The sequence below is a fragment of the Pseudoalteromonas sp. NH0006-26 genome (genome assembly GCF_057552415.1).
In genome coordinates this window covers 408264-434577 of the sequence record NZ_BAAJMJ010000003.1, presented here as the reverse complement: position 1 = coordinate 434577, position 26314 = coordinate 408264, and the positions used below count along the sequence as shown (strand labels likewise).

Below are 26314 nucleotides of genomic sequence, written 5' to 3'. Positions count from 1 at the left end.
TAGAGAATTATAAACAGTAGTGGGCAAATAAACTGCTTACTGATGCTGCCGTTGGTTTGCCATGTTGCCAGTCACCGCCTTCAACGCCACTACCGGCAATATCCATATGCACATAAGGAAGTGGTAAAGTAGACTCATTACCATGCTTATCTAACCCGCCTACAACAGCTAAAAATGCCATAGGAAATTGGTGTCCGCGTGCTGTAACAGCAGAAGCTGCATTATTACTAGAGAGTACGTCATCGGCTAAAGTACGTGGCTTTATAAAGTCATAATCTTCACGACGTGAACGGGATACTTCTGCACCGTCAGCCCATAAATCACCACAATCAGCTAATTGACGTGAAATATTAGCACTACGTGCTGGCCCATTTTCTACATAAGCACCATATGGCCCCATCGCGCGTGCAGCATGCCCTGTTAAAGTAGCCACAGTAAACAGCGTTGGGTTTATTTCGTTTTTAGCCAAATCTTTCATTTCGCTAAGTAAATCCCCCATCGCTAGACGCCCTTCGGCATCAGTGTTACCAATGCGCACTCGTACACCTTCACGGCTGGTAATGATTTCATCAGGAACAAAACAATCTGAACCAATTGAGTTACGTACCACCGCTAAAAAGGCAATCACTTTGACGCCTTTAGGCTGGTAATCAGCAACTGCTTTCATAAATCCAGCAACAGAAGCCGCACCGCCTTTATCACGGCTCATGCCCGCCATATAGCCGCCCACTTTCAAATCTGCACCACCAGTGTCATAGACTAAGCCTTTACCAACAAACATCAGTGTGCGCGTTACTTCGCCCTCTGGTACATATTCAAGTTTAACTACACGAGGGTGATGACGCTCTACCGCATAAGACGCACGAGCAACAGTGCTTAGCATCGGATAGTGCTTATCAATAGCAGCTAAATCGTCAATTACATCAACGCTCACTGCGCTATTGTTAAATAGCTCACTACAGTAATCAGCAAAGCGTGGTGGTGCCATACGCTCAGGCTCAGTACCACATAAATCACGTGCAGCATATTGACCAGCGGCTAACGCATTGACTGCTTTAATCGTTTGTTCATTGGCATCAATTAAACCGATTTGAGTAATGGGTTCAATACCTTGACCATGAAATTCACGCGCTTCCAAAGGCTGCCATAATGCTTGGCATGCGCCTAAATAGGCCACTTCTAGAGCATGTTGATAACGACTATCGATATTTAAAGCGGGTAAGTAAATCGCGGGGCTTACACTGCCTGACGCTTTTGCTTCATTGATGGCTAATTTAGCCGCATCAAAATAACGACGTACATCGTCATAGTCTCTATTTAAAGGGCCAGTTGGTGCTAATACCACACGTTTACCGGCAATAACTAATAAGGTAACTTGATTGCCTATACGTGAGTCTACTTGGGCTTGATTTAAAATTGCATCACGCAGAGGCGTATTTGGTAAATGAGAAAAGTCATCACTGATAATAATAAGTGCATCGTATGATGTACAATCTAGGCTTGCACTTACTGGCTGAGCCAGCACTGCTTTTGGATATGCCATAAAAAAAAGATCCTGTTAGAAAACGTAGTCCCTATTATTATTTATTTAGCAATTTATAACCAGTGAACTGCGATATTCTGCATATTTACTGGCAACTTGGTGTTACAAGTTTTACACATCAAGAATACTGAGCTGTAAATTATGCTCTGGTTGATTTTTAATACCAACGCCAATTCCTAATAAGCGCACGGGTTGCTGTAATCCACGTTGATAAGCTTTGGCGAGTAACTCTTTAAAAATAGCGGTGTTTAATTGATGATTCGCTTGATCTGCTGAGGTCACAACAAAATTAGCAAATTTAACTTTAACACTTAACTTATTAATTTTATTTTGCAACTGCTGCTTATTTAGCCTAACAGTGAGCTCATCTAACAGTTGCGGTAATTGTTCAAGGCACTCATCAAGGCTGTTTTTGTTGTATTCATAAGTATGCTCCACGCTCAATGACTTACGAACCCGCTCAGTTGAAACCCGCCCTATATGATCCCCCATACATTTTTGATATAACGATACACCAAAATTCCCCACATGTTGCTGCATCCAATTAGCGCCTTTTTCTCGGACATCTTGGCCCGTGTATAATCCTTTTAAATTAAGCTTCTCCAAGGTTACTTTACCCACGCCTGGAATTTTACCTAGTGGTAATTGGGCTAAAAACAAGTCAACCTGTTCAGGCAATACCACAAATTGGCCATTGGGCTTATTTTCATCACTAGCAATTTTGGCTATAAATTTAATTGGCGCAATCCCCGCAGAGGCGGTCAGCCCTGTGGTATTAAAAATATCGGTGCGGATCTGCTCAGCAATTAACGTTGCACTGCCTTTAAATGCAGTACTGTCGGTCACATCTAGGTATGCTTCATCAAGTGAAAGAGGTTCAACAAGGTCAGTATAGCGGTTAAATATAGCGCGGATTTGAGTTGATACTTGTTTATAAACCGCCATTCTTCCGGGCACAATAACTAAATCGGGGCAAAGCTGTTTGGCATGATAGTTAGACATAGCAGAACGCACACCATATTCTCTGGCAATATAATTAGCGGTAGAGAGCACTCCACGGCGGCTATTACCGCCAATTGCCAGCGGTACGCTTGCAAGCTTAGGGTTGTCGCGCATTTCAACGGCTGCATAGAAGCAGTCCATGTCTATATGAATAAACTTTTTCATCACACAATAACAACTGTTTATTTATACAGCCATTATTGTGGAATCGCTATTAATTAGCAAGCATGTTGTTACCTAAAAAGAGCGCCTATTTTTTTTGGGCTTATTAAAACAATACATCCAAAATAGTACTTCTAAACAGAAGCCTAATAAAATCAAAATAATTGCTCCTGCCTTATTACCCATAGCGTAACAAGTGAACGAAGCTATAAAAACAGTGCATGCCAATAACCAATTAATTATATTCTGCATAGTTCTCTCCTTGTGTGTTAATAGTTACTATAGTCATGAATTCAAAGAGGTACAATTTTAACTCTCGAATTTTTTGCCCGCTATAATTCCCTTGAGCTCATCCGACCATGTTGCTAATCTAAATACTTTAAAACTAAGAGCTATAAATACATGGAAACGTTTAAACAACAACATCCTATTCATACCGATATTACTGTAGCGTGGGGCGATATGGATGCCCTACAGCATGTTAATAACTGTGTTTACCTTCGTTATTTTGAAATAGCCAGAATCGATTTTTTAAATAAATTAAATTTATTTGATACTATCAATGCTAAAGCCACAGGCCCTGTGATCAGTGAAAATAATATTCGTTACAAACGCCCTGTGACGTTTCCTGACACATTAAGCGTAGGTATTACTATTAGTGATATAAAATCTGACCGGTTTGTAATGAATTACAGTGTATTTAGTCATGCGCAAAATGCAATAACCACCACCGGCATGTCGAAAGTGGTGATGTTTGACTTTAAAACAGGGCAAAAAGCGACGATCACAGAACCTTTGTTATCGGCTTTAAAAGCAAACTCAGAAAACAAATAATTAGGATTAGTAATGCAATATAGTCAATTAGGCAGTAGTGATGTTAGTGTTTCGAGAGTCTGTTTAGGTAGTATGACTTGGGGAGTACAAAATACCCAGCGCGATGCAGATGAGCAAATAGCCTATGCCCTTGAACGTGGTGTTAACTTTATTGATACGGCAGAAATGTACGCGGTACCGCCCACGCCCGACACCTATGGTAAAACAGAGGAAATTATAGGGGATTGGGTCGCACGTAATCCACAAAAACGCAAAGACATTGTTATTGCAACTAAAATTGCCGGTAATGGACTTTCATGGATCCGTGATGGCGGTGATATTACTCGCCAAGCTGTTATTGACGCCGTTGATCAGTCTCTAAAGCGCTTACAAACCGACTATATTGACTTATACCAATTACATTGGCCAAACCGCCGCACCCCACATTTTGCAAGGCAATGGCCAGGCATGCTTAAATTTACTGATGTCGATGCAAAACAACACACCGCAGATATGCTGGATATTTTAGAGGGTTTAGATGCGTGTGTTAAAGCAGGTAAAATTAAGCATTGTGGGCTTTCTGATGATACACCATGGGGAATTAGCCAATTTTTAAATTTAGCTAAAGAGCACAACTTGCCAAAAATGGTGTCTATTCAAAATGAGTTTAGTTTAGCGCATGCGAAAGATTGGCCTTATTTAATAGAGCAATGTGTGCATGAAGATATTGCTTACTTACCTTGGTCGCCTCTGGCGGCTGGGCTATTAACTGGTAAGTACCTCAATGGAGCGCGCCCTGAAGGCTCTCGTTGGACATTTATGCAGCGCAACGGTATTTTTCGAGATACACCACAATCACAACAAGCCACTAAGGAGTATGTTGAACTTGCCTATGAGCACAACATAACACCGGCACAATTAGCACTAGCATGGTGTAATCAAGTTGATGGCGTTACCTCATCAATTATTGGTGCAACTTCTATGGCGCAGTTAAAAGAAGACATTGATGCGTTTGAGCTGACCCTTAACGATGATGTGTTATCAGCGATTGATACCATATTCAGAAATAACCCAATGCCATACTAGGGTCTGTTGACCTTTGCAGATTAAAACTTGTTCTACATAGGGCGATTTAATCACGGCGCGAGGTTTGTAACCTCGCAGGTAATCAAAAACAGCAAAGAATAATACCAATTCGCTTAATTAAGTGGTCTATTTTGAGGCTGGAAAAACGTGTTGATAGCTAGGCAAAAAATTGCTATTTAGTTGTTCTAAATGAGAATTTTTAACGCAGGTAGTGACACGTTTAGCCCCGTAAAATGATTAAGTATTATTGCTTATTGGTATAACTAGGCTTCAATGAAATTGATTCTTTGCTGTTCTTTATGTTTATTTTTTGGACATTCAGGTATAATAACAAACAGCCATTTAATAAAGAATTATCAGCCTTTTTTATGCATACAGCTCGTTATTTCTGCCTGCTTTTTTTAATATTCTCGAATAACAGTATTAGCCAATCTAAAAATCAGCTCACTGAAATTTTGTGGCTACAGAGCAACACTCCGCCTTTTCACTTAAACTCAGAAAGTGCTCAAACGGGTTTGTGTGACAATTTAACTGAGCAACTCATTAGCAGTATTAAGGATGTAAAACATACTCGGTTAGTTGTGCCACAAAAACGAATTAATAAATATATCAGAGAAGGCAAAAATGTCTGCTTCCCATGCGTAATTCACAAAAAAAACGCCAACCAAGTCTATACTTACTCACGCCCTACCTCCATCTACCCAGAGTTTAGTATTATTACCACTAACCAAAAAGCACGAACACTTACCAAAACACATGGTAATCCTATAAATTTAATTAGCTTGCTTAGCGATGAAAACTTTACCTATGGACAAGCCGCAGCGCGACGGTTTTCGCCACACATAAATATGATTATTGAAAACGCTTTGAGCCACCATAACGTCTCTTTAAGCTTAAGTAGTGACAATGAAAGTGGCGTTGTGATCGATAGATTAAGACATGGTTTTTTAGATTACTCGCTCGACTACCCTTTTATGGCTAGTTACTTTAACCAGCAACAACACCCCATAAAAATCGTTAGCATACCTATAGCTCAAAATACGAATTCGTTAATTAAAGGCGCTATAGGCTGTTCGACTAATGCGCCCAATAATTTTGCTAATCAGGCAATTAAGAAGATTAATGCCGCATTAGAAAGTACCATACTAGAATCAGCTGAGCATCAGCTAAGCCAGCGGTATTGGTTAAGTGAACATATTGATAATTTTGATAAACAATACTATCAATACATAATTAACGTTGACTCACAGACCAATGATGCTCCAATAAGCACCGCTGACCAGAGTCAGAATAAAGAGCAACTTTAAACTCTCGACCCGCGCTCACCATTCCTACGCCAGCAGGGGTGCCGGTCATAATAATATCGCCTTCTTCTAAACCCATAAACTCACTTACTTCAGCCAGTATTTGCGCAGGTTGGTGCAACATTAGCTGGGTATCACCATGCTGAACTGCTTTACCATCAATATGCAATTCAAATATAAATGATGACATTTCTGGCGTTAACTCAATAAAATCACTAAATAATACTGAGCCATCAAATGCTTTAGCTCGCTCCCACGGCAAGCCCTTTTCTTTTAAACTGCTTTGCAAAGCTCGCTTAGTCAAATCGAGCCCAATCCCTACTCCTGCAAGCTGCTTATTTTTAATCACAAAACATAATTCAGTTTCATAATGTAACGTATCCCCGTTATGAGTAGTAAGTAAGGTATCGGTGATCGCGCTATTAGGCTTATTAAAAATCACCATTTGCTCAGGGTGTTCATTGTTTAGCTCAGCAATATGTGCACTGTAATTGCGCCCCACACAAACTATTTTTGAAGGTTGTAAACGCTGAGAAGCGAGCTTTATTTGATTCATTCTCTCACCTGTTAATTACATAACGCATTTAATATTTTGGCATACTCTCAAATTATTAACGTAAAAGCGAATGCAGTTTTATCATATTTTTGTGACAACTACTGAGCTGAATATAATCAATCACATAGAATGGAATAAAAGTAAGGAGGGACTAATTTGGCAGGTTTTTGTACTACATGTTTAAAATTATAAGCAGGTACTCTCTGTACCTGCTTATAATAGATTATTGACTACTTACAAGTAATACTACCTTGCTCGGCAGCATTTGTTGTAATAGCTAGTTTAGCTATAGATACATGCCAATCACCTTGCGTGCTTAACTGCCAAGGCGAAAATACTTGTGCCAAGTCAACACCCTGCTCTGCAAAACAACTTAAGTTGATGTTTAATGTTTGCCATTGACCTGATTGCTCAAGGTTATCGGTAATATCAAACTTACCCTGGCAGTTTTCACCACAACCCATAGCAACCCACAGCGGGCTTGATGCCGCTTTGTCTACTTTAATTTGCATTTGCAGCTGGCCATTACTCTCAACGTATGAGCGTAAGTCAGATGGGAATGCCGCGGCTAAATTAACCCCAGCCAGCGCTTGACCATTAAAACGGATAGCTCGCGCATCTTCTTGCACATCTTTGTCAAATGTTTGAATGCTCACAGCGCCTAATGACTCACGGCTACTTGCCACCGTTTTTTGTTGCTCGCCACTTTTTAATACCAACGACCATGGTGCTTTTATAGCACGTTCAAACAACACTAAGTCGTCCAATTGTTCAGTCTGTTGAGTTTGCTCTACCAAGTCATCTTTAAGTACATTGCTATCACCGTAGGTTAAGCCAAAACCATAAGGGAGTAATGGGCTGTAACCTTCATCGTTGCGGTTTTCATTGTCGATTGGGTTATTCGGCCATGAAAACGATAACTTTCCCTTAAAGTCGTGGTTAATTGAACCGTCTGCATTTTTAAACAATACATCACTAATTGCATCACCTTCACTGCCTGGAAGCCAAATAGCAACAAACGCATCACTGGCATTCAGCTCAGCATTAACCCACATTGGGCGACCGCTTATAAATAATGATACAACTGGAATTCCCGCATTTTTAAACTTTCGCAGTAAGGCTAAATCACTTTTATTACCGCGCTGGTACTCAAGGTTATCAACATCCCCATTGCCCTCTGCATAAGGTTGCTCGCCAAATACAACAATGGCTACATCTGGGCGCGTTTTATACTCTCCATCAACACTCAGTGCAACACTACCACCAGCTTGCTCGAGCGTGTTTTTAATACCTGCATAAATTGAAGTGCCGCCTGGGAAGTCATTGTTGGTATTGCCTGTACCTTGCCACGTAACACTCCAGCCACCTGACTGCATGCCGATATTATCAGCACCTATTCCTGCTACTAATACGTTTGCCTTGGGCGATAATGGTAATAACTGCTGCTTATTTTTAAGTAACACTAAAGATTCACGTACTGCTTGTTTGGCCACAGCACGGTGATCGTGACTACCAATAATTTCAGTTTTACCAGAAAGAGGACGCTTCGCAGGGCTTGGTTTATCGAATAAACCCGCGCGCATTTTAACGCGTAGGATACGCGTTACCGCGTCGTTAATTCTGCTTAGTGGGATCTCACCGCTGTTAACTTGGCTAATTAAATTGCCAAACAATGGTTTCCACTCATCTGGTGCCATGTATACATCTAAACCTGCGTTTGCAGCTTGAGCACAGTTGCTATTTGAGCAGCCTTTAACTTGTCCATGACCATTCCAATCGCCAACAACAAAGCCATCAAAGCCCATTTTTTCTTTTAATACATCGGTTAATAAGTATTTGTTACCGTGTATTTTATCGCCATGCCAACTGTTAAACGAAGCCATAACCGTTTGCGCACCGGCACTCAAACCACCTACATAGCCTTGGGCATGAAGTGCAAATAACTCTTCTTCAGAAGCGATGTTATTACCTTGATCGTCGCCGTTTACAGTACCACCATCACCTAAAAAGTGCTTAACGGTACTCACTACTCGCGTGTCTGACAAAAAGTCGCCATCTACAGCGCCTTGTAACCCTTTAACAATAGAGGCAGAATACGCTTTCACAATTTCAGGGTCCTCAGAGTACCCTTCGTAAGTGCGACCCCAACGGTCATCACGCACCACAGCAACAGTAGGGGCAAATACCCAATCAATACCAGTAACCATCACTTCTCGCGCGGTAGCAGCGGCTATTTTTTCAATAAGTGCAGGATTATTTGCAGCACCTAAACCAATATTATGCGGAAATAAAGTCGCGCCAATAACATTGTTGTGTCCATGTACCGCATCGGTGCCCCACATTGTAGGAATGGTACTGCCATCTAGAGAGTCATCAATAGATGCTTGGTACATTTTTTCTGCCAAATCAACCCAATCTTCAGGCGTAGCATGCTTATTATTGTTTGGAAACGAACCGCCGCCATTTAAGTAAGAGCCAAAGCCATACTTACGCATATCTTCAACCGTGATGTTACGAATTTCAGGTTGAATCATTTGCGCTATTTTCTGCTCTAGCGTCATAGTACTGAGCATATCAGCGATTTTTTGCTCCATTTGAGCATCGCTTTTAATCCCCGTTGTAATTGTTGGCCAAATTTCTTTTTGGTTTGTTGTATCACTGACACTATCAGAGGGTTGCGAGCAACCGCTGCTGGTTATTGCTGCTAGCATCAGCGCAGTAATTGAAAAAGTGCGTTTAATAATCATAGCATTCACCTAAAACTCAAAGAGGAGTTGACGTTGTTTTTTTTGCACCAAACAGCGCGAAATAAGTAATATATAAATAGCAACCAATGGGCAAAATAAGAGCTAATTGCACACCGATGTTATCAGCTAGCATACCTTGTAATAACGGAATAATGGCACCGCCAACAATCGCTAAACATAAAATACCCGAACCCTGCGAGGTGTATTTACCAAGCCCCTGCAGTGCTAAACTAAAAATAGTAGGAAACATAATAGAGTTACATAATCCAACTAATAAAATAGCCCACATAGCCAGTGACCCTTGACCCGTCATAGCAATTAACACAAGTAAGCCTGCTAAAATACCGTGACAAGCTAATACTTTGGCTGCATTTAATTTTTGCATAATCGCGGCGCCAGCAAAGCGCCCTATCATTGCACCTGCAAAATAATAACTGATGTAATGTGCTGCTTGCTGCTCTGGTAAGCCTGCAATATGATCTAAGGTTAAAAAGCCGACTAAAAAACTGCCTATGGCCACTTCAGCCCCTACATAAACAAAAATACCAATCGCGCCTAAAATAAGGTGACGATATTTCCATACGCTGCCTAAATCAACAAACTCAGTGTCACCTTGGTTTTCAGCTTCACTGTCAATCGCTTTACCTAGTTTAGGTAACTTTAAAAAAGCAAAAATAATCGCTAATGCTAATAGGCTTGCACTGAGCATTAAATAAGGAAATTTAACTTGTTCGGCTGTTGCTTGGCTAATTTCAGACAAAATCAACCAACTACCAAATAAAGGCGCAACCGTTGTGCCTAAAGAGTTAAAGGCTTGGGTCATGGTTAAGCGCGAAGAGGCTGTTTTTGCAGGCCCTAGTACACTTACATATGGGTTAGCAGAAACTTGTAAAATGGTGATCCCTGAAGCAAGAACAAACAAAGCTAATAAAAATAGCTCGTATACATGGGCTTCTGCAGCAGGGTAAAATAATGCACAACCAATTGCTGCGACAACTAAACCGACAACAATACCAAATTGATAACCTATTTTACTGACCAGTTTCCCCGCAGGGATTGACATAACAAAGTAGGCACCAAAAAAACAAAATTGCACCAACATTGCTTGGGTGTAGTTAAGGGAGAACATCCCCTTTAAATACGGAATTAAAATATCGTTCAAGCAAGTAAGAAAACCCCACATAAAAAACAAGGTCGTAAGCGATGTTAACGCAAAGGTGTGTGTGGACCCTGGTTTTTGGCTGTTTTCCGTTGCCGATAGTGGCTGTGTGATATGTGCCATAGTATAATCTCTAATTATTTATAACTATCAGATTGTTACCTCTATTTTATTGCGTTTAGTAAAACTTAAAATGCAGATAATAGTTGCAACACCAAATGTAAGCGCTTACATTTATAACATACAAATAAAAATTATCAATTTATTTACAAAATTATTGTAAGCGCTTACACGCAATGTTGGGCAATTATTTTTGCTTAGCTAATTACTTTAAGTTTATTATTACTGCAAATGTAAGGACGTATCTCATTGTGTTTAAAACCATTTCGTTGCCAGGCACGTCAGCCCTTTTAAAATCACCCTTTATTTTTGGGGTTGCCACGGCCTCCTTTCAAATAGAGGGAAGTTACGATACGCGTCTTCCTTGTATTTGGGATACTTTTTGTAACCAGCCAAATACCATTGCTGATAATAGTAACGGCAACCAAGCGTGTGAACACATAGAATATTGGCAACAAGATGTAAAAATGATTGCTGATTTAGCTGTAGACGCTTATCGACTTTCAATTTCTTGGCCGCGCGTTTTACACCAAGATGGCAGCTTGAATATTCAAGGTATGGCGTTTTACAAATCGCTACTGCAAGCTCTAAAAGCGCGCAATATTAAAACCTATGTCACTTTATATCATTGGGACTTGCCACAACATTTAGAAGACAGTGGTGGCTGGCTCAACCGCGATACAGCTTACCAATTTGCTCATTACACTCATATAGTCACTCAGCAACTAGAGGGCTTAGTTGATTCTTATGCGACCTTAAACGAACCTTTTTGTAGTGCCTACTTAGGCTATGAGATTGGAGTACACGCACCAGGCATAAAAAGTCAAAAAGCAGGACGCCAAGCGGCGCACCATCTGCTGCTTGCCCATGGACTCGCGATGCAAGTGATACGCAAAAATTGCCCTACGATAGAAGCCGGTATAGTGCTTAATTTTAGCCCTGCCTACCCACTCACCATAAATGATAAACGCGCTGCTGAGCTTGCCGATGATTACCATAACCAGTGGTATATTAAGGCTATATTAGAGGGCTGCTACCCTAAGATAATTAATCAGCTTACCAGTGATGTAAAACCCCATATTGGCGACGAAGATATGGCAATTATTAGTCAAAAAATCGATTTTTTAGGGGTTAATTACTATACTCGTATTCATTACAAAAATACGCCAGATCATTGGTTTAGCGAAGTTCCTCTAAAGAATGTTGCCACCACCGATATGGGCTGGGAAGTTTACCCACAGGGATTGTGTGAATTACTACTTTCATTAAATGATCGTTACACTTTACCTAAAGTATATATAACAGAGAACGGCGCAGCGATGGCCGATGTATTAATAGACGGTAAAATAGATGACATACAACGTATCGATTACTACCATAGCCACATTAATGCCGTTCATAATGCAGTTGAGCAAGGCGTGAATGTGCAAGGCTACTTTGCATGGAGCTTAATGGATAATTTTGAATGGGCCTATGGTTATGAAAAGCGCTTTGGGCTAGTCTATGTTGATTACCAAACTCAACAACGTACATTAAAACAAAGCGCAATTGCGTATCGTGATTTTCTTAAACAGCGCCAAAAATAATAACGAGTGGCTTTTATGCTGAGTAAAAAAGAAAAAATAGCTTATGGCCTAGGTGACACGGCCAGTAATATTATTTTTCAAACCGTGATGCTGTTTTTAACTTTTTTCTACACTGATATATTTGGTATTTCGCCTGCGGTTGTTGGTACCCTTTTTTTGGTAGTCAGAGTTATAGATGCAGTAACAGATCCAATAATGGGCGCTCTCACTGATGCCACTCATACTAAATACGGCAGCTACCGACCCTACCTACTTTGGCTTGCTATTCCTTTTGCTGTTATCAGCGTGATCACCTTTACTACTCCTGCGCTTGATGACGGCAGCAAAATTATTTACGCGTTCGTTACCTACACCCTACTAATGTTGGTTTATACCGCAATTAATATTCCTTATTCGGCACTTGGCGGTGTATTAAGTCGAAATCCTAACGAACGCGTTTCCATTCAGTCATACCGGTTTGTATTTGGCATGCTGGGAGGTTTATTGGTTACTAGCTGCACCTTGCCTTTAGTGAAATGGTTTGGCGATGGTAATAACGAATTGGGCTATCAACTCACCATGCTGGTTATGAGCTGCCTAGGCGTGGTGTTATTTCTAATTTGTTTTCGTTACACCAAAGAGCGGGTGATCAATCCGCCGCATAAATTATCTTTAAAAACACAACTCCACGTTTTATGGCAAAATCAGCCGTTTAAAATCTTATGTATGGCTGCACTGGTATTATTGACAAGTATGGTGCTGCGCACGACATTAGCTATTTACTATGTAAAGTATGTGCTTGGCAAAGAAGATTTAATCACCGAATTTGTAACCTTAGGTATGATTGGTAATATTTTAGGCTGCGCTTGCGCACAACCTTTAAGTAAACGCTTTGATAAAAAAGCGGCTTATGTTTATCTGCAATATATTTCCGCCATATTGAGCTGCCTTGCTTTTTTTGTCCCTAATGAACACGTTTTACTGGCTTTTTTAGTGTATTTTTTATGGTGTTTTTTCACTCAAATGGCAACGCCTTTATTATGGGCAAAAATGGCTGATGCTATTGATTACGGAGTCTGGCAGAATGGCCGTCGACTCACCGGTTTAGTTTACGCAAGCATCGTATTTTTTATTAAATTGGGGCTTGCATTAGGCGGAGCGATTGCCGGTTGGTTACTTGCTTATTATCAATATCAAGCCAATGTCGAATTAAGCGAGGCAACTAAAAACGGTATTTTAACCTCATTCACACTCTACCCTGCGATTGGCAGTGTACTTGTGGCTTTAATAATGAGTAAATACAGCCTAGATAATAAAACCATTAAAAAAATCACTGCCGATTTAACACAAAAAAGCAATTTGTAGCAAGGAATAGTATGGCCACCATTTATGAAGTGTCAAAGCTTGCAGGGGTGTCACTTGCCACTGTTTCAAGAGTAATGAACAACAATGCAAACGTAAGTGATGCAACCAGAAAAAAGGTTACCTTAGCCATGGAAGAGCTAGGCTACCGTCCTAATTCTATTGCGCAATCACTGGCTTCTAATTGTTCTAATAGCGCGGGCTTGTTAGTTTCAGAGCTTAAAGGTCCATTTTATGGGCCGATGATGAGCGGTATAGAGAACACCTTAAGAAACCAAGGTAAACACGTTATTATTACTGCAGGACACAGTGACGCAGAGCGAGAGCAACAAGGCATCGAATTTTTAATTAGCCGCAATTGCGACGCACTTATTTTACATGTTGAAGCTATTAGTGATGAATACTTAATAAAGTTAAGTAAAGGCAAAACTCCGTTTGTTTTGCTTAACCGCTACATTGAAGAGCTCGCCGATCGCTGTATTATTCTTGATAATACTAAAGGCGGCTATTTAGCCACTAAATACATTCTTGAGTCGGGCCATAAAGAGATTGCCTATATTAGCGGTCCACTGTGGAAAAAAGATGCTCAAGAGCGCTTAAACGGACATAAACAAGCACTTGCTGAATACGCCATTGAATTTGATAAAAGTAATTTATTTGAAGGTGACTTTGTCGAAGAAAGTGGCTACGAAGGCTTCGCTACACTTTATAAAAATAACCCCGCATTTACCGCCTTAGTATGTGCCAATGACGAAATGGCAACCGGTGCCATGGTGAGTGCCAGAGAGCATGGTATACAACTGCCTTCGCAGCTTTCTATTATCGGCTACGATAACGTGTTTTTTACCCGTCACGTTTATCCTCCGTTGAGCACTATAAACTATCCTATCGATGAGATGGGTAAAGTGGCAGCGCAGTGGGTACTGAGCCATGTTTATCAAAAAAGCGTACACCCCATTCAAACGTTATTTGAGCCCGAGTTAATTATACGCCAATCTGTGGTTAAACCTTTAACATCAAGCTAATAGGGGTGTTAAACAAGCTGGTTGAGTAATGCTAAATTTATTGGTTTTAGCAATACCTGCTCTATTTCTAGTTGCCTGATATGCACAGCGTCGGGCTCCATACCACTAATAATGACGCGCTCAATGTCAGGGTAATGCTGTTTAATAAACCCTGCTAGCTCTAAACCAGTTCCATCTGGCAAATGCATATCGAGCAATACTTTATCGTAATTACTGTTATGTTCAAGCATTGCTTTACAGTCTTTAACACTTGTTGCTATATCGGTATCTACATCCAAGCTTTCTAATAATAACTGGGTAATTTGCGCGGCATCGGCATCGTCTTCTACTAATAGAAAGCACTTTTTGTCGTTACTCGGTTTGGGTATTGGCTGAACCGGCGAAACCGGTTGTTCTTTTTGTCCAAGCCTTAATTCTAAACATTGATAGAGCAAGTGGGAATCCACAGGTTTGGCAATCATATCGTCAAACCCTAACGCATTGAGTTCGTTATGAATGCCTTTCATAGTTGCTGCGGTTAAGGCTATGATTGCGCCTTTAAATCCTAGCTTTCTAAGCTCAATAGCAGCTTCTTTTCCGCCCATTACCGGCATATGGATATCTAAAAAAATAATATCGTAGGTAGTGTGCCCGTCTGCTAGTCGTTTTTTTACTTTGTCGAGTGCTTGCTTACCATTATCAGCATAATCTACTTCAGCGCCTGCCGAACCAATTAAGTGACCAACTAGCACGCGTAAATCGCGTAAATCATCAACCACCAACACTTTGCCGCTCACTTGGCAGGGGGCTACTTTTTGCTGCATATTGGGGGTTAAATCAAGTTTTAATAAATTGCGCTCTACCTGTCTGATATCACCAGGGTATAAGGAAATGGTAAACGTTGAGCCTTCACCAACATGAGAGTCTAATGAAATATCCCCCTGCATACGACTAAGCAGTTCAGAACAAATAGCTAAACCTAAACCTGCACCACCTACTGAGCGTGACTCTACATCGGCTATCTGCTCAAAAGGCTTAAAGATGAGGGCTTGTTTTTCTGGAGCAATACCTAAGCCTGAGTCTTTAATACTAAAAAATAGCATTTCACGCTCAGCGACCATATCAGTCCATGCGTTAACCACAATTTCGCCTTGCTCGGTAAATTTAATCGCATTATTAATCAGGTTAATAAGAATTTGTCTAAGCCGAGTAGCATCGATACGAACGACTAGTGGCAAAGGCTCCAGTGATTCAAATTTTAGTGATAAACCTTTATCCAGCGCTGATACGCGCATTAACGTAAATACGTCGGCCATTAGGCTATCAAGATTAACCTCTGACAAACTGAGTTCAAGCTTATCAACAGCAATTTTAGATAAGTCCAAAACGTCATTTAGTAAGCTTAATAAGTGTTTACCATTACGATAAATCACACCTAGCTCGTTTTCAGCCTGCTTGTTAAAGTCACTAAGCATCAACAACTCGGTATAGCCTAAAATAGAAGATAGCGGTGTGCGCAATTCGTGGCTTAAATGTGCTAAAAAGCGATCTTTTGAGCGGTTTTCAGCCTCCGCTTTTAAACGCTCCACTCGCTCATCTTCCACATCTCGACGTGCTAATGCATAACGAATAGAGCGGGCAAATCGGCTACCACTCATTTCACTTTTAACTAAGTAATCAACGGCTCCAGCATCAAGCGCAGCTGAATCGAGGGCATCGTTAGATTGCCCAGTAAGCATAATAATAGGCCCACAGAAACCATTTTTAAGCGCTTGTTTTAGCACACTTAAGCCATCAGATGCCCCTAAGCGATAATCAAGCAAGCAAATATCATGTTGATTTTTACTCAACACTTCCACCGCCTGCTCAGGAGAAGTTATCCACTCTATGTCAAACACATGGGAACTGAGCTGCTCTAAATAGTCACGAGTTAAAATATAATCATCTTCATCGTCTTCAACCAATAGCAGTTTCGTTGCCTTTGCTAACATAGCCTCTCCTGTTTTAATAATATGCTTAATCGTTAAACGTGCTTGGTAGCTCTACAAACTCAACCCAGTATTTACCCAGTGTTTTCATCAACTCAACTAAGCCATCAAACGTAACAGGCTTAGTTATGTAAGACGCAGCGCCTAGGTTATAGCCTTTAACCATGTCTTCTTCTTGCTTAGAGGTGGTTAAAATTACCACTGGGATGCCTTTTAAATTAGGATGCGCTTTAATAGCTTGAAGTGCTTCGCGGCCATCCATTCTCGGCATGTTTAAATCAAGTAAAATTAAGCCTGGTCTTGGCGAGATGCTTTTATCTTCAAACTTGCCTTTGCGCTCTAAGTACTCTAAAAGCTCTACACCGTCTTCAACAAAGTGTAATTCATTTAAAACGCGACTTTCTGCAAGCGCGTCTTGGGTTAACAAACGATCATCTTCATCATCATCTGCCATTAAAATGGTAATCGGTTTTACGGTTGTTAATGGCATATTATGCCTCTCCTTTTAATGTGAATAACTCTGCATCCACGGGTAATTTAATGATGAAAGTTGCCCCTTCACCTAGGGTACTTATCGCGGCAATAGAGCCACCGTGACGCTCTACAATTCGACGGCAAACAGACAAACCTATACCCGTCCCTTTGTATTGTGAGCGACCATGTAAGCGCTGAAATGGTACAAATATTTTATCCGCATACTCATCTGAGAAACCGATACCGTTATCCCTGACTGTAATTACATGCCAACTTATTTCACTGTTATGATCTTCACTAAACTCGCTCACTCGTTCAAAGTCAATATTAATAACAGGGTCTACGTTAGGCCCTCTAAACTTCACCGCATTTGAAATTAAGTTTAAAAACAGCTGATGCATTTGACTCGGATCAGCCTGAATAACGGGCATATTAGCCGTGACAATTTGTGCATTACACTCATTAATCGCTATTTCTAAATCACTTTTTATATCATTCAAAATGCTGTTTAAATCGGTATCGGTAAAATCTTTACCTCGGGTGGTTACTCGAGAAAACTCTAATAAATCATTAATTAAATTAGACATTCTTTGCGCGGCATTTTTCATGCGGGCAATGTAGTCTGTACCTTTTTCGCCTAACTCGTCTTTAAACATGCTCTCAAGCCGGTCGCTAAATGCTTGAATTTTCCTTAGCGGCTCTTGCAAGTCATGACTGGCAACAAAGGCAAACTCTTCTAACTCTCGGTTACTGCGACTTAATTCATCAGAATACAAGGTAAGCTCTTGGGTACGTTCAGTTACTTTACTCGCTAAGGTTTCATTTTGCATTTCCAGCTCTGCGCGATACACGGCCGCATTTTTTAAATTCAGCCTCGCCAATAAAAACATACCCGAAATCAATAATGCGCTGGTAACTGCAGTAATACCAAAAGTGATCTTTGCTTCTTTTTTAATTTGCGCTAATTTCGAAAAGTGACTGACTTTAAACAGTAGTTCGCGCTCTTGAATATCATTAACTCGCTCACGAATTTCTCTATATAAGTCGCGTCCTTCATGTGAATTAAGTATTAGTAAGGCGCGCTGCTCTTTATCATTTAATGCTAATTTAACCGTTTTTTTAAGCTCAACTATTTTAGCTTCAACCAATAGTAACAACTGTGCAATACGCTGCGCTTGGCCATCAATTTCTGAGTGTAAGTCGCTCACATGATTAGTTTGAGACTCTATTTGTGCGATGGCATCGTAATACGGCACTAAATAGTCATCGGCTTGGGTTAATAGATACCCTCGCTGTCCCGACTCGGCTTGCACTACCGAAAGGTGTAGCTGCTCTATCGCCGTGCTTAACATATTAGTGTTGTCTAAACTTTGCTGGGTACGCGATAACCCTTGAATAGTATTAATGGCTAAAAAAGCATTACCAACAATAATACACAACACTATAGAGATAAATAACGCCCATACTACATTTGCTTTGCCTTGCTGTTTGCGTTTAATCATTTATCATCCTGAATTATTTAGGGTTACTTCGACTCTGAAATAAGCTGCAAACTGTCACTGCACGCTTGGCAATTAGCAATTATTTTATCCAGTGCGGCGAGCGCTTTATCTTTTGGCATATCGTTTTCAAGTACTAGCTTAATCAGCTCGGCATTCATCGAAATACGATTTAGCGGCGCACGCGCGTCGTGTACCAGCTCATTCAAAGGTTTTTCCTGTTGTGGTGATGCCATTAAAGTCCTCGTTTTGTTGTGATTAAATTTACATGCTGGTTATTTATACTCGCCAATACCACCATAAGCATTTAAACGGTTATATAAGGTTTTAGTGCTAATACCCAGCATTTGTGCTGCTAATGTTTTATTCCCTTGTACTTTATCGAGCGTGGCATGAATAAGTTCTTTTTCAACTTCTTCAATAGTTTGCCCTGCTGATACCTGCTTGTCCTCAGGTTGAGTATTAACCCTTGAAAAAGGCGACTCTAAGTTATCAGGTAAACTAATTGTGCTGGTTTGCGGGTCGCTCATAATAAAAGCGCGGTGAATGGCATGGCGAAGTTCACGTACGTTGCCCGGCCAGTCGTAAGTTTCTAGCTCTTTAAGCTGCTCATTAGCCCAAGCAAACGCTGTACCGTTTTCATCGTTTAACTGCCCTAAAAACGATTTAGCAAGTAACGCAATATCTTCTTTTCGATCTCGTAGTGGCGGTATATCAATAGGAAAAACAGCGAGCCTAAAGTAAATATCTTCACGTAATATATTGTTCTGCGCTAAATCGGTGAGTGAGCGGTTAGTGGCTGAAATAACACGGCAATTTACTGGTAACTCACGATTTCCACCAACTCGGGTTACTTTTTTAGTTTCGAGTACACGCAGTAAATTAGGCTGCATATCAATCGGCATTTCGGTGACTTCATCAAGAAATAACGTGCCACCGTCGGCTTGTTCAAACACGCCGTCTTTACGGGCAATGGCACCAGTAAATGCGCCTTTTTCATGGCCAAATAATTCACTGCCAATTAGTTCTTTAGAGAGTGCCCCACAGTTACTCGCCACCAGTGGACCTTCGCATTTACTAGCATTATGAATGGCTTGCGCTACCACCTCTTTACCTACCCCGCTTTCACCCATAAGCATGACATTAGCATTGGTTTTAGCTACGCGCTCTATCATAGTATAAAGCTGTTGCATGGGTGCAGACTCGCCAATAAGCGTATCAAAATGATGAGTAATGGCGGCACTTTTTGCCTTTTTAACTGTTTTTTTCGGGCCGTTTAATACTAATTCTAAATCTTCACGTTGCAGCGGCTTTAATAAATGCGACACATTAGGCTCACACATGTCAGCTAAAATTCCTTTAACTGAAGGGTGCCCCGAAATAAGAGTGACTTTAGGCGATTGGCCAATCATTTTTAAATGATCTAATAAATGCAAGCCACTGCCATCTGGCAGCATAAAATCAAGCAGCACATGATCGAAAGTATTATTTTCAAACCACTGGTGCGCTTCTTTTAAACTAGTTGCTGTATTAATGTTGTGGCCAAGAAACTCAACAATATGGCAAATAACATCACTGAATTCGACGTCGTCATCGACTAAAAGTATATTTAACATGAATAATCCCTGTGCTTTTTTACCATTCTACTTACCCTTTTATATAAATGAAAGATATACATAATTAGGGTACAAAGCGCGGCTACTTTATTTTTTAATCCGCCAGTTTAATTAAAAATAGCTGTATAGACGCTGAAATAGCGCTATTTTATGCGGCTTATTAAATCCCTATTAAAGAAATTAATACAACCAACTGATATAATTTATTTTTATTACAGGAGTTGTTATGCGCTTATTAAAAACCTACATTCACCCCTCAATCAATATTGAGCAAGGTCGTCAATTTTCTCGCCCAACCGCTCGCGCAATTGCATTTAAGCAACAACACATTTTACTTATGTATACTCAGCGCTACGACGACTTTAGTTTACCTGGCGGTGGGATTGACCCACATGAAAGCATAGAGCAGGGATTGATCAGAGAACTGAGTGAAGAAACTGGCGCACAAAATATAAAAATCTGCAGTGAGTTTGGGCTTTATGAGGAATACCGTCCTTGGTATAAAGATGACTTTGATATTATTCATATACAATCATACTGCTACCTCTGCCAAATTGATGAGCAACTCGGTCAAGCGCAGCTAGAACACTATGAACAACAAAATGGCATGCAGGCCAAATGGGTTGATATTTTCCAGGCGATAGCCCATAACGAACGCACACTTGCAAACAGTGACAAGCAAGGGCTATCGATTATTCGCGAAACTTACCTACTAAAAGCCATTGCGGCACAATTTTTTACCTAAGTGTTTAGGGCTGCGTTTGCGGTTCGCTCAGCGTTTTTTTAACCACATAAAAGCGGTATAGTCCTAGCAAATTACTACTTAAAAACAGGCTTTCCATGAGTATTGCCACTGGTGAGCCGGCAAAAATATTATGTGTTATCCAAAAAGAGGTTCCCACCACCATACATAACCTTAAGTGCAAGTCTCGATTTTGAAATGAAGCAATGGTTTGTATTAATGTCGCCACCAATGCAAAGGCGCTAAACCAATCTTGCCAAGTAAAATAAACGGCTAAGCAGCTTACTGTCATAAACCCAAACATAGCCCAAGTATGCTTAAAGTAAATACAGTAAAAATAACGCACCGCGGCAATAAACATTAAGCAGCCGGCACTGTTATAACTCAATATAAAAAAGTGTACAGAGGTTAATAACACTGAGGTAAATAAACAGCTTAAAATAATTCGTCGGGACTTAAACTGAAATGAAGCTAAGTCGAGTAAAGTGGCAACTGCAACCAACGATTGGGCAATTATAAACATAACACTCCAAGGCATTAAGGCTTAAAAATGGGGAGTGTATAGTGCTTTATAAAAACAGCACTTAACTTAAGTTAAGTCGCTTACGAATTCGTGATAACGAAATAGCTGAAATACCTATATACATTGCCACTTGGCTCAAGCTTAGCTGCGCCAACCAATGGGGTTTATGTTTGAGTAAATAACAGTAACGCTGCTCGGGGCTATTTAGTAATAAAAATGCCTCTTTAGCTTCTTTAAAAATAAGTTGCTGTGCAATAAGCTGCTGCTTAATCAGTTGATACTGTGCTTGCTCAAATAGTGTTAGTGGTACTTTAATTACACTTGCTTCGTTAATCACTTTTAATTGATAAAACGCAGGCGTTGAGGTCATCCAATTGGCAAACAGCAATGCAAATTCATCTTTAAAATAAAACTCTTTACACTTTTGTACGCCGTCTATATCGTCATGAATAGCGCCTAAAACCCCCTGAACAATTAAATACCCATAACCTTGTACATCGCCTTGTTGCACTAATACGGTATTGGGCGCTATTCGTTGCTGAGGATACTTCCCAGCTAATTGCACTTTAAACTTGTTTACTAGCGCTTCATAACTATCGCCAAGCGATAAAAGTGGATTATCAGACATTAAAAATTACCATTTTTTCATTAAAGCATGCGTAATATCAGCCGCTGACACACCCACCCTAGGAATATATTTTTGGCCACACCACAAAGGCGAAAAATCACTTTTAGCACTTTTTTCAGCGCGACTTCTTAATGCCGTTATTGCACTGCTGGCGTGTGGAAACGCAGGAACCCCATTTGGCATAGCACCTAATTCTTGCATTACTCGATTTTGAATACCCCGAGCGGCCCTACCAGAGAACAATGTGGTCAGTGTGGTCTCATCTTGTTGCTGATCTAAAATAGCCTGTTGATGCAAAGCCGATGTTGTTGCCTCCTTGCATAGTAAATAAGCACTCCCTACTTGGACTGCACTGGCTCCTAACACTTTAAACCGCTGTACATCATCGGCTGAAGCAATGCCACCAGCAGCAATAATAGGCAGTGATATATGCTCAACACAATGTTTAACTAACTGCTCAGTATTTTGTTGCAAGCTTAAATCCATAGATAAAAAATGGCCTCGGTGCCCCCCAGCTTCTAAACCCTGTGCAATTATGGCATCAACACCATTTTTACTAAGCCAAATAGCTTCATCTAAGGTAGTGGCCGTTGAAATTACTTTAGTACCCCAGCTTTTTATTTGCGCCACAATAGCTTGCTCAGGTAAACCAAAATGAAAACTCACAACTGCTGGCTTATAAGGTGCAATTATATCAACAATCGATTGATTTATAGGTTGACGAGAAGCCCCTGAAGTTAAGCTTTGCGGGTCAATTTTATACTCTGTAAAGTAAGCGGCAAGTAATGCATGCCAGCACTGTTGTTGCGCGGGTGTGTAGTCAGCAACTGTATGACAAAAAAAGTTAAGATTAAACGGCTTCGTTGTTTTGTGGCTAAGTATTTCTAGCTGCTCAACTAATTGTGCTGGCGATAACATAGCGCAAGGCAAAGAGCCTAACCCTCCAGCCTCACTTACAGCAAGGGCAAGCTGCTCGTTTTGAACACCGGCCATAGGTGCCTGAATTATCGGTAAAGCGGTATTAAACAATGGTGGCTTCATTTGAACTCTCCCTGTAACTTTTTCAACAACTTGCACTATTTACAGAACCATAGCAAAAACAGCAAGCAAACAACATCTAGATTTTAGTCATATTTAATGTAAAAACTATTACTAACAGATAGTTATAACTTTTTTAATATCAAAAACTAACTGGCTTTGGTTTTGCACCTACCCTATTACATAATTTGTTAGGAGGTAAAATGAGTAACACAGTTGATACGATCAATCCCGCAACCGAGCAAGTCATTAATAGCTATACGCTGCTTTCTCAAGCTCAAGCAGAACAAGTGATCGAAAAATCTCATGAAACATACTTAACATGGCGATTAACCTCGTTTACCGAGCGCGCACAACATCTAAATAAATTAGCCTCTTTATTTGAAAGCCAAAAAGAAGCCTTAGCAAAACTAATGACCGAAGAAATGGGTAAAGTCTATGAGCAAGGCTTCCAAGAAGTTCAGCTTTGTGCTGACATTTGTCGTTATACCGCTGAGCATGGCGCCGATATGCTTAGCGACGAGGAGCGCGACATGCAAGGAGGTCGTGCAATCATAAGCTATCGCCCTACCGGTGTGCTGCTGGGTATTCAGCCATGGAACTTCCCACTTTATCAAGTTATTAGATACAGTGCCGCAAACATTATGGCGGGTAATACCACGGTATTAAAACACGCCGGTAATGTATTTGGTATGGCTGAAAAAATTGAAACATTATTTCTACAAGCAGGCTTTCCTGAACACTGCTTTAGCAACTTACTGGTTGATGGTAAAACTGCCAGCGCCCTTATTTCACACTCAGCGATTAGTGGCGTAACCTTTACTGGAAGTGATGGCACAGGTAAAAAAGTGGCAGAGCAAGCTGCTAAGCATGTTAAAAAAACCGTGCTAGAGCTGGGTAGTAACGATGCTTTTGTTGTACTTGACGACGCTGATTTAGCCCTTGCAGTTAAAGCATGTTTACAAGGACGCATTATCAACAACGGCCAAACCTGTGTTGCAGCCAAGCGCTTTGTGGTGGTTGATTCACTCTACAATGACTTTAAAGAAGCACTAAGCCAGCAGTTTAAGGCGATAAAAATGGGCGACCCAATGGATGAAGATACTGAACTGGGTCCTATGGCACGCGAAGATTTACGCGACAAAATTCATCAGCAAGTGCAAGACTCTGTCAATGCGGGTGCAAAAGTAATTGTAGGCGGCGAAATACCACAACAAACGGGTTATTACTATCCACCAACCGTGCTGGAAAACCTTACACCGGGCATGCCTGCTTATGACGATGAGCTATTTGGTCCTGTCGCATCTTTAATTAAAGCCAAAGATAACGACGACGCTATGCGTATCGCTAATGATTCGCGCTATGGACTAGGCGGCGGTATATTTTCAAAAGATGAGAAAAAAGCCATTGAACTGGCCAAAAAGTATTTTGACACCGGCATGATCAATATTAATGGTTATGGTTTGGCACAACCAAACCTACCATTTGGTGGTGTTAAAGACAGCGGTTATGGCCGAGAGCACGGCGGCTTTGGGATTCGCGAATTTGTGAATGTTAAAAGCATCATGATTCACAGCTAGTATCAGGTATCAGGTATCAGGTATCAGGTATCAGGTATCAGGTATCAGGTATCAGGTATCAGGTATCAGGTATCAGGTATCAGGTATCAGGTTAGTAAAATAAAACACCGCGCTTGTAGCAAGCGCGGTGTTTTATTGTCTGATGAATTTTTAACACTCAACTGAATGGCTCGCTGTATAAAACGCTGCAAACTTAAAAGCACTATCGTAATGTATTAACTTTCTCTTTCGCCTAACACCTTTAACCTAATACATTTACTATACCTAGCTCTTCTCAAACATAGGTACTTTGCGTTTATCTGCTTTGTTCATTGCCAGTTCTTGTATATCTTGCTGCTTTTGCTCGCTTGGTTTTGTTTCTAGGGATTGCTGATTAGCATCTTCAAATACCAATTCGGTAAGTAAGGCAAAATGATCAGAGCCATATTTAGCAAGGCGCTTTATTCGTTTTACACTAAAGCCTTTTGAGTGAAATAAATGATCAAGCGGCCAACGCATAAAAAAGTAATTAGCGTGAAAGGTATTAAAAAAGCCACGGCCTTTACGCGGGTCTAAAAAGCCACTAATTTGCATAAATAAACGAGTACTGCGCGACCAAGCAACATCATTTAAATCGCCTGCGACTATGGTCGGGCGAGTTGAGTCTTTAATCGCTTTTGCTATCATTATTAGCTCACTGTCGCGCGGTCGTGATGAGTCTTTTTCTGTAGGGCTCGGTGGGGCGGGATGAATAAAGTGCCCCTGCATTTTTAACCCTTGGTGGTTTTCAAACAAAATATGTATAGAAGGAATATCATCTTCTATAAGTGCACAAATTTGTGCATCGAGTATGTTAAATTTACTAAATACATGCATGCCGTAGCGATTATCTTTAGGGCACTGTACTTGATGAGGGTAGTGCTTTTTAAGCACGGACAATTTATCTTGCCACCAACTATCGCTTTCTAAGGTGATAAGTAAGTCTGGCTGATATTTATCGACTAAGTCAATTAACTGCTCACTATGTCGATTCGACATCAGTACATTAGCGGATAAAATTCTGATACTGTGATCACTGCTTTTTGGTGCGGTTAATACTTCTTTTTTAGCGAACCAGGTGTAGGGATAAATCCACTTAGCTTGAAGCGCTAAAATAACTAAAGCGACAGTGGCTAATAACGGGTATGCAATATAGTCGCTTTGCGACATACCTATCAGAGCCGCTAATACGATAGCGCTTGCTAGGTAGCACACCTGCAAGCGCACAAAGTCACAGCTACGTACCAAATAATGCTGACTGTATGACAGAGGTAATAACGTTATTAATAACAACAAGCCAGTAATTATGACCAATACAATGAGCATTTATAAATCCTAATAGCGCTGTAAAATAGAGAGTATTTCACGAGTGTCGTGCACTAAATGTATAATAGTGCGATCAACTTCAATTCGCACTGTGCCTCTTTCTCTATCTATTACTCTAGCACGCTTATAAATGTCATGCCCAAGGATATCACCTTGATAATAAGGCCTATGCCACCCTGGTGGAGTCCATCCTTGGCGAATTAATTGCTTGGCCTGTTTTTTAGAAATCCATTTTCTATCATGGTATTGATTATATTTATGCTTTTTCCAGTGATGCTTGTTTGCATGTTTATTCGCATGCTTGTCTGTATGTTTGTCTTTGTGTGGTACAGCAAATGCGTTTGTTGCCGTTAGCGTAAAAACCATTAATAAAATACTGATTAGTGTTTTCATGGCAATTCTCCAGTGTGATCATTACTGAAGAGTATTGACGGCTAAGCCTGAACATTACATGAAACG

At 40.6% G+C, this 26314-nt stretch carries 23 protein-coding genes; 8 read left to right on the top strand and 15 right to left on the bottom strand.

All coding sequences use genetic code 11. The features are described from left to right. Nucleotides 1-7: 7 nt before the first annotated feature. Nucleotides 8-1543 (bottom strand): M17 family metallopeptidase, encoded by a 1536-nt coding sequence (locus tag AC27JR_RS07010; protein WP_487173167.1) that lies wholly within the window; start codon nt 1541-1543, stop codon nt 8-10. Nucleotides 1544-1654: 111 nt separating this feature from the next. After that, entirely contained in the window at nt 1655-2710 is a 1056-nt protein-coding gene (gene dinB, locus AC27JR_RS07005; RefSeq protein ID WP_008111984.1) for a DNA polymerase IV, read from the bottom strand. A 399-nt stretch (nt 2711-3109) separates the two neighbouring features. On the opposite strand from dinB, the gene AC27JR_RS07000 reads away from it, so the two are divergent. The 3 genes from AC27JR_RS07000 (at nt 3110) to AC27JR_RS06990 (ending at nt 5913) form a co-directional block, all read left to right on the top strand. Then, nucleotides 3110-3541: an acyl-CoA thioesterase gene (locus tag AC27JR_RS07000; protein WP_290169537.1), complete on the top strand. Its 432-nt coding sequence runs from the start codon at nt 3110-3112 to the stop codon at nt 3539-3541. Between the two features lie 12 nt (nt 3542-3553). Next, entirely contained in the window at nt 3554-4606 is a 1053-nt protein-coding gene (locus AC27JR_RS06995) for an aldo/keto reductase (protein WP_487173165.1), read from the top strand. 368 nt (nt 4607-4974) lie between these two features. After that, on the top strand, nt 4975-5913 hold the full coding sequence (locus AC27JR_RS06990; protein ID WP_131690581.1) for an ABC transporter substrate-binding protein: 939 nt from the start codon (nt 4975-4977) through the stop codon (nt 5911-5913). On the opposite strand, the gene AC27JR_RS06985 is transcribed toward AC27JR_RS06990, so the two are convergent. From AC27JR_RS06985 to AC27JR_RS06975, 3 genes are all read right to left on the bottom strand, one after another. Beyond that, nucleotides 5840-6466 (bottom strand): fumarylacetoacetate hydrolase family protein, encoded by a 627-nt coding sequence (locus AC27JR_RS06985; RefSeq protein ID WP_487173164.1) that lies wholly within the window; start codon nt 6464-6466, stop codon nt 5840-5842. The genes AC27JR_RS06990 and AC27JR_RS06985 overlap by 74 nt on opposite strands. 230 nt (nt 6467-6696) lie before the next feature. Next, nucleotides 6697-9213 carry a glycoside hydrolase family 3 protein gene (locus tag AC27JR_RS06980; protein WP_487173163.1) on the bottom strand — a complete coding sequence of 839 codons (2517 nt, stop codon included), beginning with the start codon at nt 9211-9213 and terminating at the stop codon, nt 6697-6699. 16 nt (nt 9214-9229) lie between these two features. Next, a complete protein-coding gene (locus AC27JR_RS06975; protein WP_008111979.1) occupies nt 9230-10495 on the bottom strand; it encodes a sugar MFS transporter in 1266 nt (421 codons plus the stop codon). A gap of 248 nt (nt 10496-10743) precedes the next feature. Here AC27JR_RS06975 and AC27JR_RS06970 point away from each other — a divergent pair, with 248 nt between their 5' ends. From AC27JR_RS06970 to AC27JR_RS06960, 3 genes are read left to right on the top strand one after another with little or no spacing between them, the layout of a single operon-like run. Then, nucleotides 10744-12078, top strand: a complete 1335-nt coding sequence (locus tag AC27JR_RS06970; RefSeq protein WP_487173162.1) for a GH1 family beta-glucosidase — start codon at nt 10744-10746, stop codon at nt 12076-12078. 15 nt (nt 12079-12093) lie between these two features. After that, nucleotides 12094-13422 (top strand): glycoside-pentoside-hexuronide (GPH):cation symporter, encoded by a 1329-nt coding sequence (locus AC27JR_RS06965; protein ID WP_487173161.1) that lies wholly within the window; start codon nt 12094-12096, stop codon nt 13420-13422. Nucleotides 13423-13433: 11 nt separating this feature from the next. Next, complete coding sequence (locus AC27JR_RS06960; RefSeq protein WP_076919327.1) at nt 13434-14444, top strand: LacI family DNA-binding transcriptional regulator; 1011 nt, start codon at nt 13434-13436, stop codon at nt 14442-14444. An 8-nt stretch (nt 14445-14452) separates the two neighbouring features. Here AC27JR_RS06960 and AC27JR_RS06955 read toward each other — a convergent pair whose 3' ends face one another. The 5 genes from AC27JR_RS06955 to AC27JR_RS06935 are packed head-to-tail and all read right to left on the bottom strand — an operon-like array spanning nt 14453 to nt 20000. Continuing rightward, entirely contained in the window at nt 14453-16414 is a 1962-nt protein-coding gene (locus tag AC27JR_RS06955; RefSeq protein ID WP_487173160.1) for a response regulator, read from the bottom strand. Between the two features lie 25 nt (nt 16415-16439). Beyond that, nucleotides 16440-16901, bottom strand: coding sequence for a response regulator (locus tag AC27JR_RS06950; protein WP_008111973.1), 462 nt, complete (start codon nt 16899-16901; stop codon nt 16440-16442). Between the two features lies 1 nt (nt 16902). After that, complete coding sequence (locus tag AC27JR_RS06945) at nt 16903-18387, bottom strand: sensor histidine kinase (RefSeq protein ID WP_487173159.1); 1485 nt, start codon at nt 18385-18387, stop codon at nt 16903-16905. A gap of 23 nt (nt 18388-18410) precedes the next feature. Continuing rightward, nucleotides 18411-18620 carry a histidine kinase gene (locus tag AC27JR_RS06940; protein ID WP_487173158.1) on the bottom strand — a complete coding sequence of 70 codons (210 nt, stop codon included), beginning with the start codon at nt 18618-18620 and terminating at the stop codon, nt 18411-18413. Nucleotides 18621-18659: 39 nt separating this feature from the next. Beyond that, nucleotides 18660-20000, bottom strand: coding sequence for a sigma-54-dependent transcriptional regulator (locus AC27JR_RS06935; protein WP_008111967.1), 1341 nt, complete (start codon nt 19998-20000; stop codon nt 18660-18662). A gap of 226 nt (nt 20001-20226) precedes the next feature. On the opposite strand from AC27JR_RS06935, the gene AC27JR_RS06930 reads away from it, so the two are divergent. Beyond that, nucleotides 20227-20745: an NUDIX hydrolase gene (locus tag AC27JR_RS06930; protein WP_008111964.1), complete on the top strand. Its 519-nt coding sequence runs from the start codon at nt 20227-20229 to the stop codon at nt 20743-20745. Between the two features lie 4 nt (nt 20746-20749). On the opposite strand, the gene AC27JR_RS06925 is transcribed toward AC27JR_RS06930, so the two are convergent. The 3 genes from AC27JR_RS06925 to AC27JR_RS06915 all read right to left on the bottom strand — a co-directional run bounded on the left by AC27JR_RS06925 (nt 20750) and on the right by AC27JR_RS06915 (nt 22934). After that, complete coding sequence (locus AC27JR_RS06925) at nt 20750-21265, bottom strand: YgjV family protein (protein ID WP_076919323.1); 516 nt, start codon at nt 21263-21265, stop codon at nt 20750-20752. Nucleotides 21266-21326: 61 nt separating this feature from the next. Next, entirely contained in the window at nt 21327-21893 is a 567-nt protein-coding gene (locus AC27JR_RS06920) for a Crp/Fnr family transcriptional regulator (RefSeq protein WP_008111961.1), read from the bottom strand. Nucleotides 21894-21899: 6 nt separating this feature from the next. Further along, entirely contained in the window at nt 21900-22934 is a 1035-nt protein-coding gene (locus AC27JR_RS06915; RefSeq protein WP_487173157.1) for an NAD(P)H-dependent flavin oxidoreductase, read from the bottom strand. A gap of 200 nt (nt 22935-23134) precedes the next feature. On the opposite strand from AC27JR_RS06915, the gene AC27JR_RS06910 reads away from it, so the two are divergent. Further along, entirely contained in the window at nt 23135-24511 is a 1377-nt protein-coding gene (locus AC27JR_RS06910) for an NAD-dependent succinate-semialdehyde dehydrogenase (protein ID WP_487173156.1), read from the top strand. 264 nt (nt 24512-24775) lie between these two features. Here the strand turns inward: AC27JR_RS06910 and AC27JR_RS06905 are convergent, their stop codons facing one another. Together AC27JR_RS06905 and AC27JR_RS06900 are read right to left on the bottom strand one after the other, a co-directional pair. Continuing rightward, entirely contained in the window at nt 24776-25855 is a 1080-nt protein-coding gene (locus AC27JR_RS06905; protein WP_487173155.1) for an endonuclease/exonuclease/phosphatase family protein, read from the bottom strand. 9 nt (nt 25856-25864) lie between these two features. Next, a complete protein-coding gene (locus AC27JR_RS06900) occupies nt 25865-26248 on the bottom strand; it encodes a hypothetical protein (RefSeq protein WP_008114288.1) in 384 nt (127 codons plus the stop codon). Nucleotides 26249-26314 lie beyond the last annotated feature (66 nt).

Bases quoted from the DNA above. Each gene is read 5' to 3' on its own strand.
- AC27JR_RS07010 (WP_487173167.1), bottom strand. From the start codon at position 1,543: ATGGCATATCCAAAAGCAGTGCTGGCTCAGCCAGTAAGTGCAAGCCTA.
- dinB (WP_008111984.1), bottom strand. From the start codon at position 2,710: ATGAAAAAGTTTATTCATATAGACATGGACTGCTTCTATGCAGCCGTT.
- AC27JR_RS07000 (WP_290169537.1), top strand. From the start codon at position 3,110: ATGGAAACGTTTAAACAACAACATCCTATTCATACCGATATTACTGTA.
- AC27JR_RS06995 (WP_487173165.1), top strand. From the start codon at position 3,554: ATGCAATATAGTCAATTAGGCAGTAGTGATGTTAGTGTTTCGAGAGTC.
- AC27JR_RS06990 (WP_131690581.1), top strand. From the start codon at position 4,975: ATGCATACAGCTCGTTATTTCTGCCTGCTTTTTTTAATATTCTCGAAT.
- AC27JR_RS06985 (WP_487173164.1), bottom strand. From the start codon at position 6,466: ATGAATCAAATAAAGCTCGCTTCTCAGCGTTTACAACCTTCAAAAATA.
- AC27JR_RS06980 (WP_487173163.1), bottom strand. From the start codon at position 9,213: ATGATTATTAAACGCACTTTTTCAATTACTGCGCTGATGCTAGCAGCA.
- AC27JR_RS06975 (WP_008111979.1), bottom strand. From the start codon at position 10,495: ATGGCACATATCACACAGCCACTATCGGCAACGGAAAACAGCCAAAAA.
- AC27JR_RS06965 (WP_487173161.1), top strand. From the start codon at position 12,094: ATGCTGAGTAAAAAAGAAAAAATAGCTTATGGCCTAGGTGACACGGCC.
- AC27JR_RS06960 (WP_076919327.1), top strand. From the start codon at position 13,434: ATGGCCACCATTTATGAAGTGTCAAAGCTTGCAGGGGTGTCACTTGCC.
- AC27JR_RS06955 (WP_487173160.1), bottom strand. From the start codon at position 16,414: ATGTTAGCAAAGGCAACGAAACTGCTATTGGTTGAAGACGATGAAGAT.
- AC27JR_RS06950 (WP_008111973.1), bottom strand. From the start codon at position 16,901: ATGCCATTAACAACCGTAAAACCGATTACCATTTTAATGGCAGATGAT.
- AC27JR_RS06945 (WP_487173159.1), bottom strand. From the start codon at position 18,387: ATGATTAAACGCAAACAGCAAGGCAAAGCAAATGTAGTATGGGCGTTA.
- AC27JR_RS06940 (WP_487173158.1), bottom strand. From the start codon at position 18,620: ATGGCATCACCACAACAGGAAAAACCTTTGAATGAGCTGGTACACGAC.
- AC27JR_RS06935 (WP_008111967.1), bottom strand. From the start codon at position 20,000: ATGTTAAATATACTTTTAGTCGATGACGACGTCGAATTCAGTGATGTT.
- AC27JR_RS06930 (WP_008111964.1), top strand. From the start codon at position 20,227: ATGCGCTTATTAAAAACCTACATTCACCCCTCAATCAATATTGAGCAA.
- AC27JR_RS06925 (WP_076919323.1), bottom strand. From the start codon at position 21,265: ATGTTTATAATTGCCCAATCGTTGGTTGCAGTTGCCACTTTACTCGAC.
- AC27JR_RS06920 (WP_008111961.1), bottom strand. From the start codon at position 21,893: ATGTCTGATAATCCACTTTTATCGCTTGGCGATAGTTATGAAGCGCTA.
- AC27JR_RS06915 (WP_487173157.1), bottom strand. From the start codon at position 22,934: ATGAAGCCACCATTGTTTAATACCGCTTTACCGATAATTCAGGCACCT.
- AC27JR_RS06910 (WP_487173156.1), top strand. From the start codon at position 23,135: ATGAGTAACACAGTTGATACGATCAATCCCGCAACCGAGCAAGTCATT.
- AC27JR_RS06905 (WP_487173155.1), bottom strand. From the start codon at position 25,855: ATGCTCATTGTATTGGTCATAATTACTGGCTTGTTGTTATTAATAACG.
- AC27JR_RS06900 (WP_008114288.1), bottom strand. From the start codon at position 26,248: ATGAAAACACTAATCAGTATTTTATTAATGGTTTTTACGCTAACGGCA.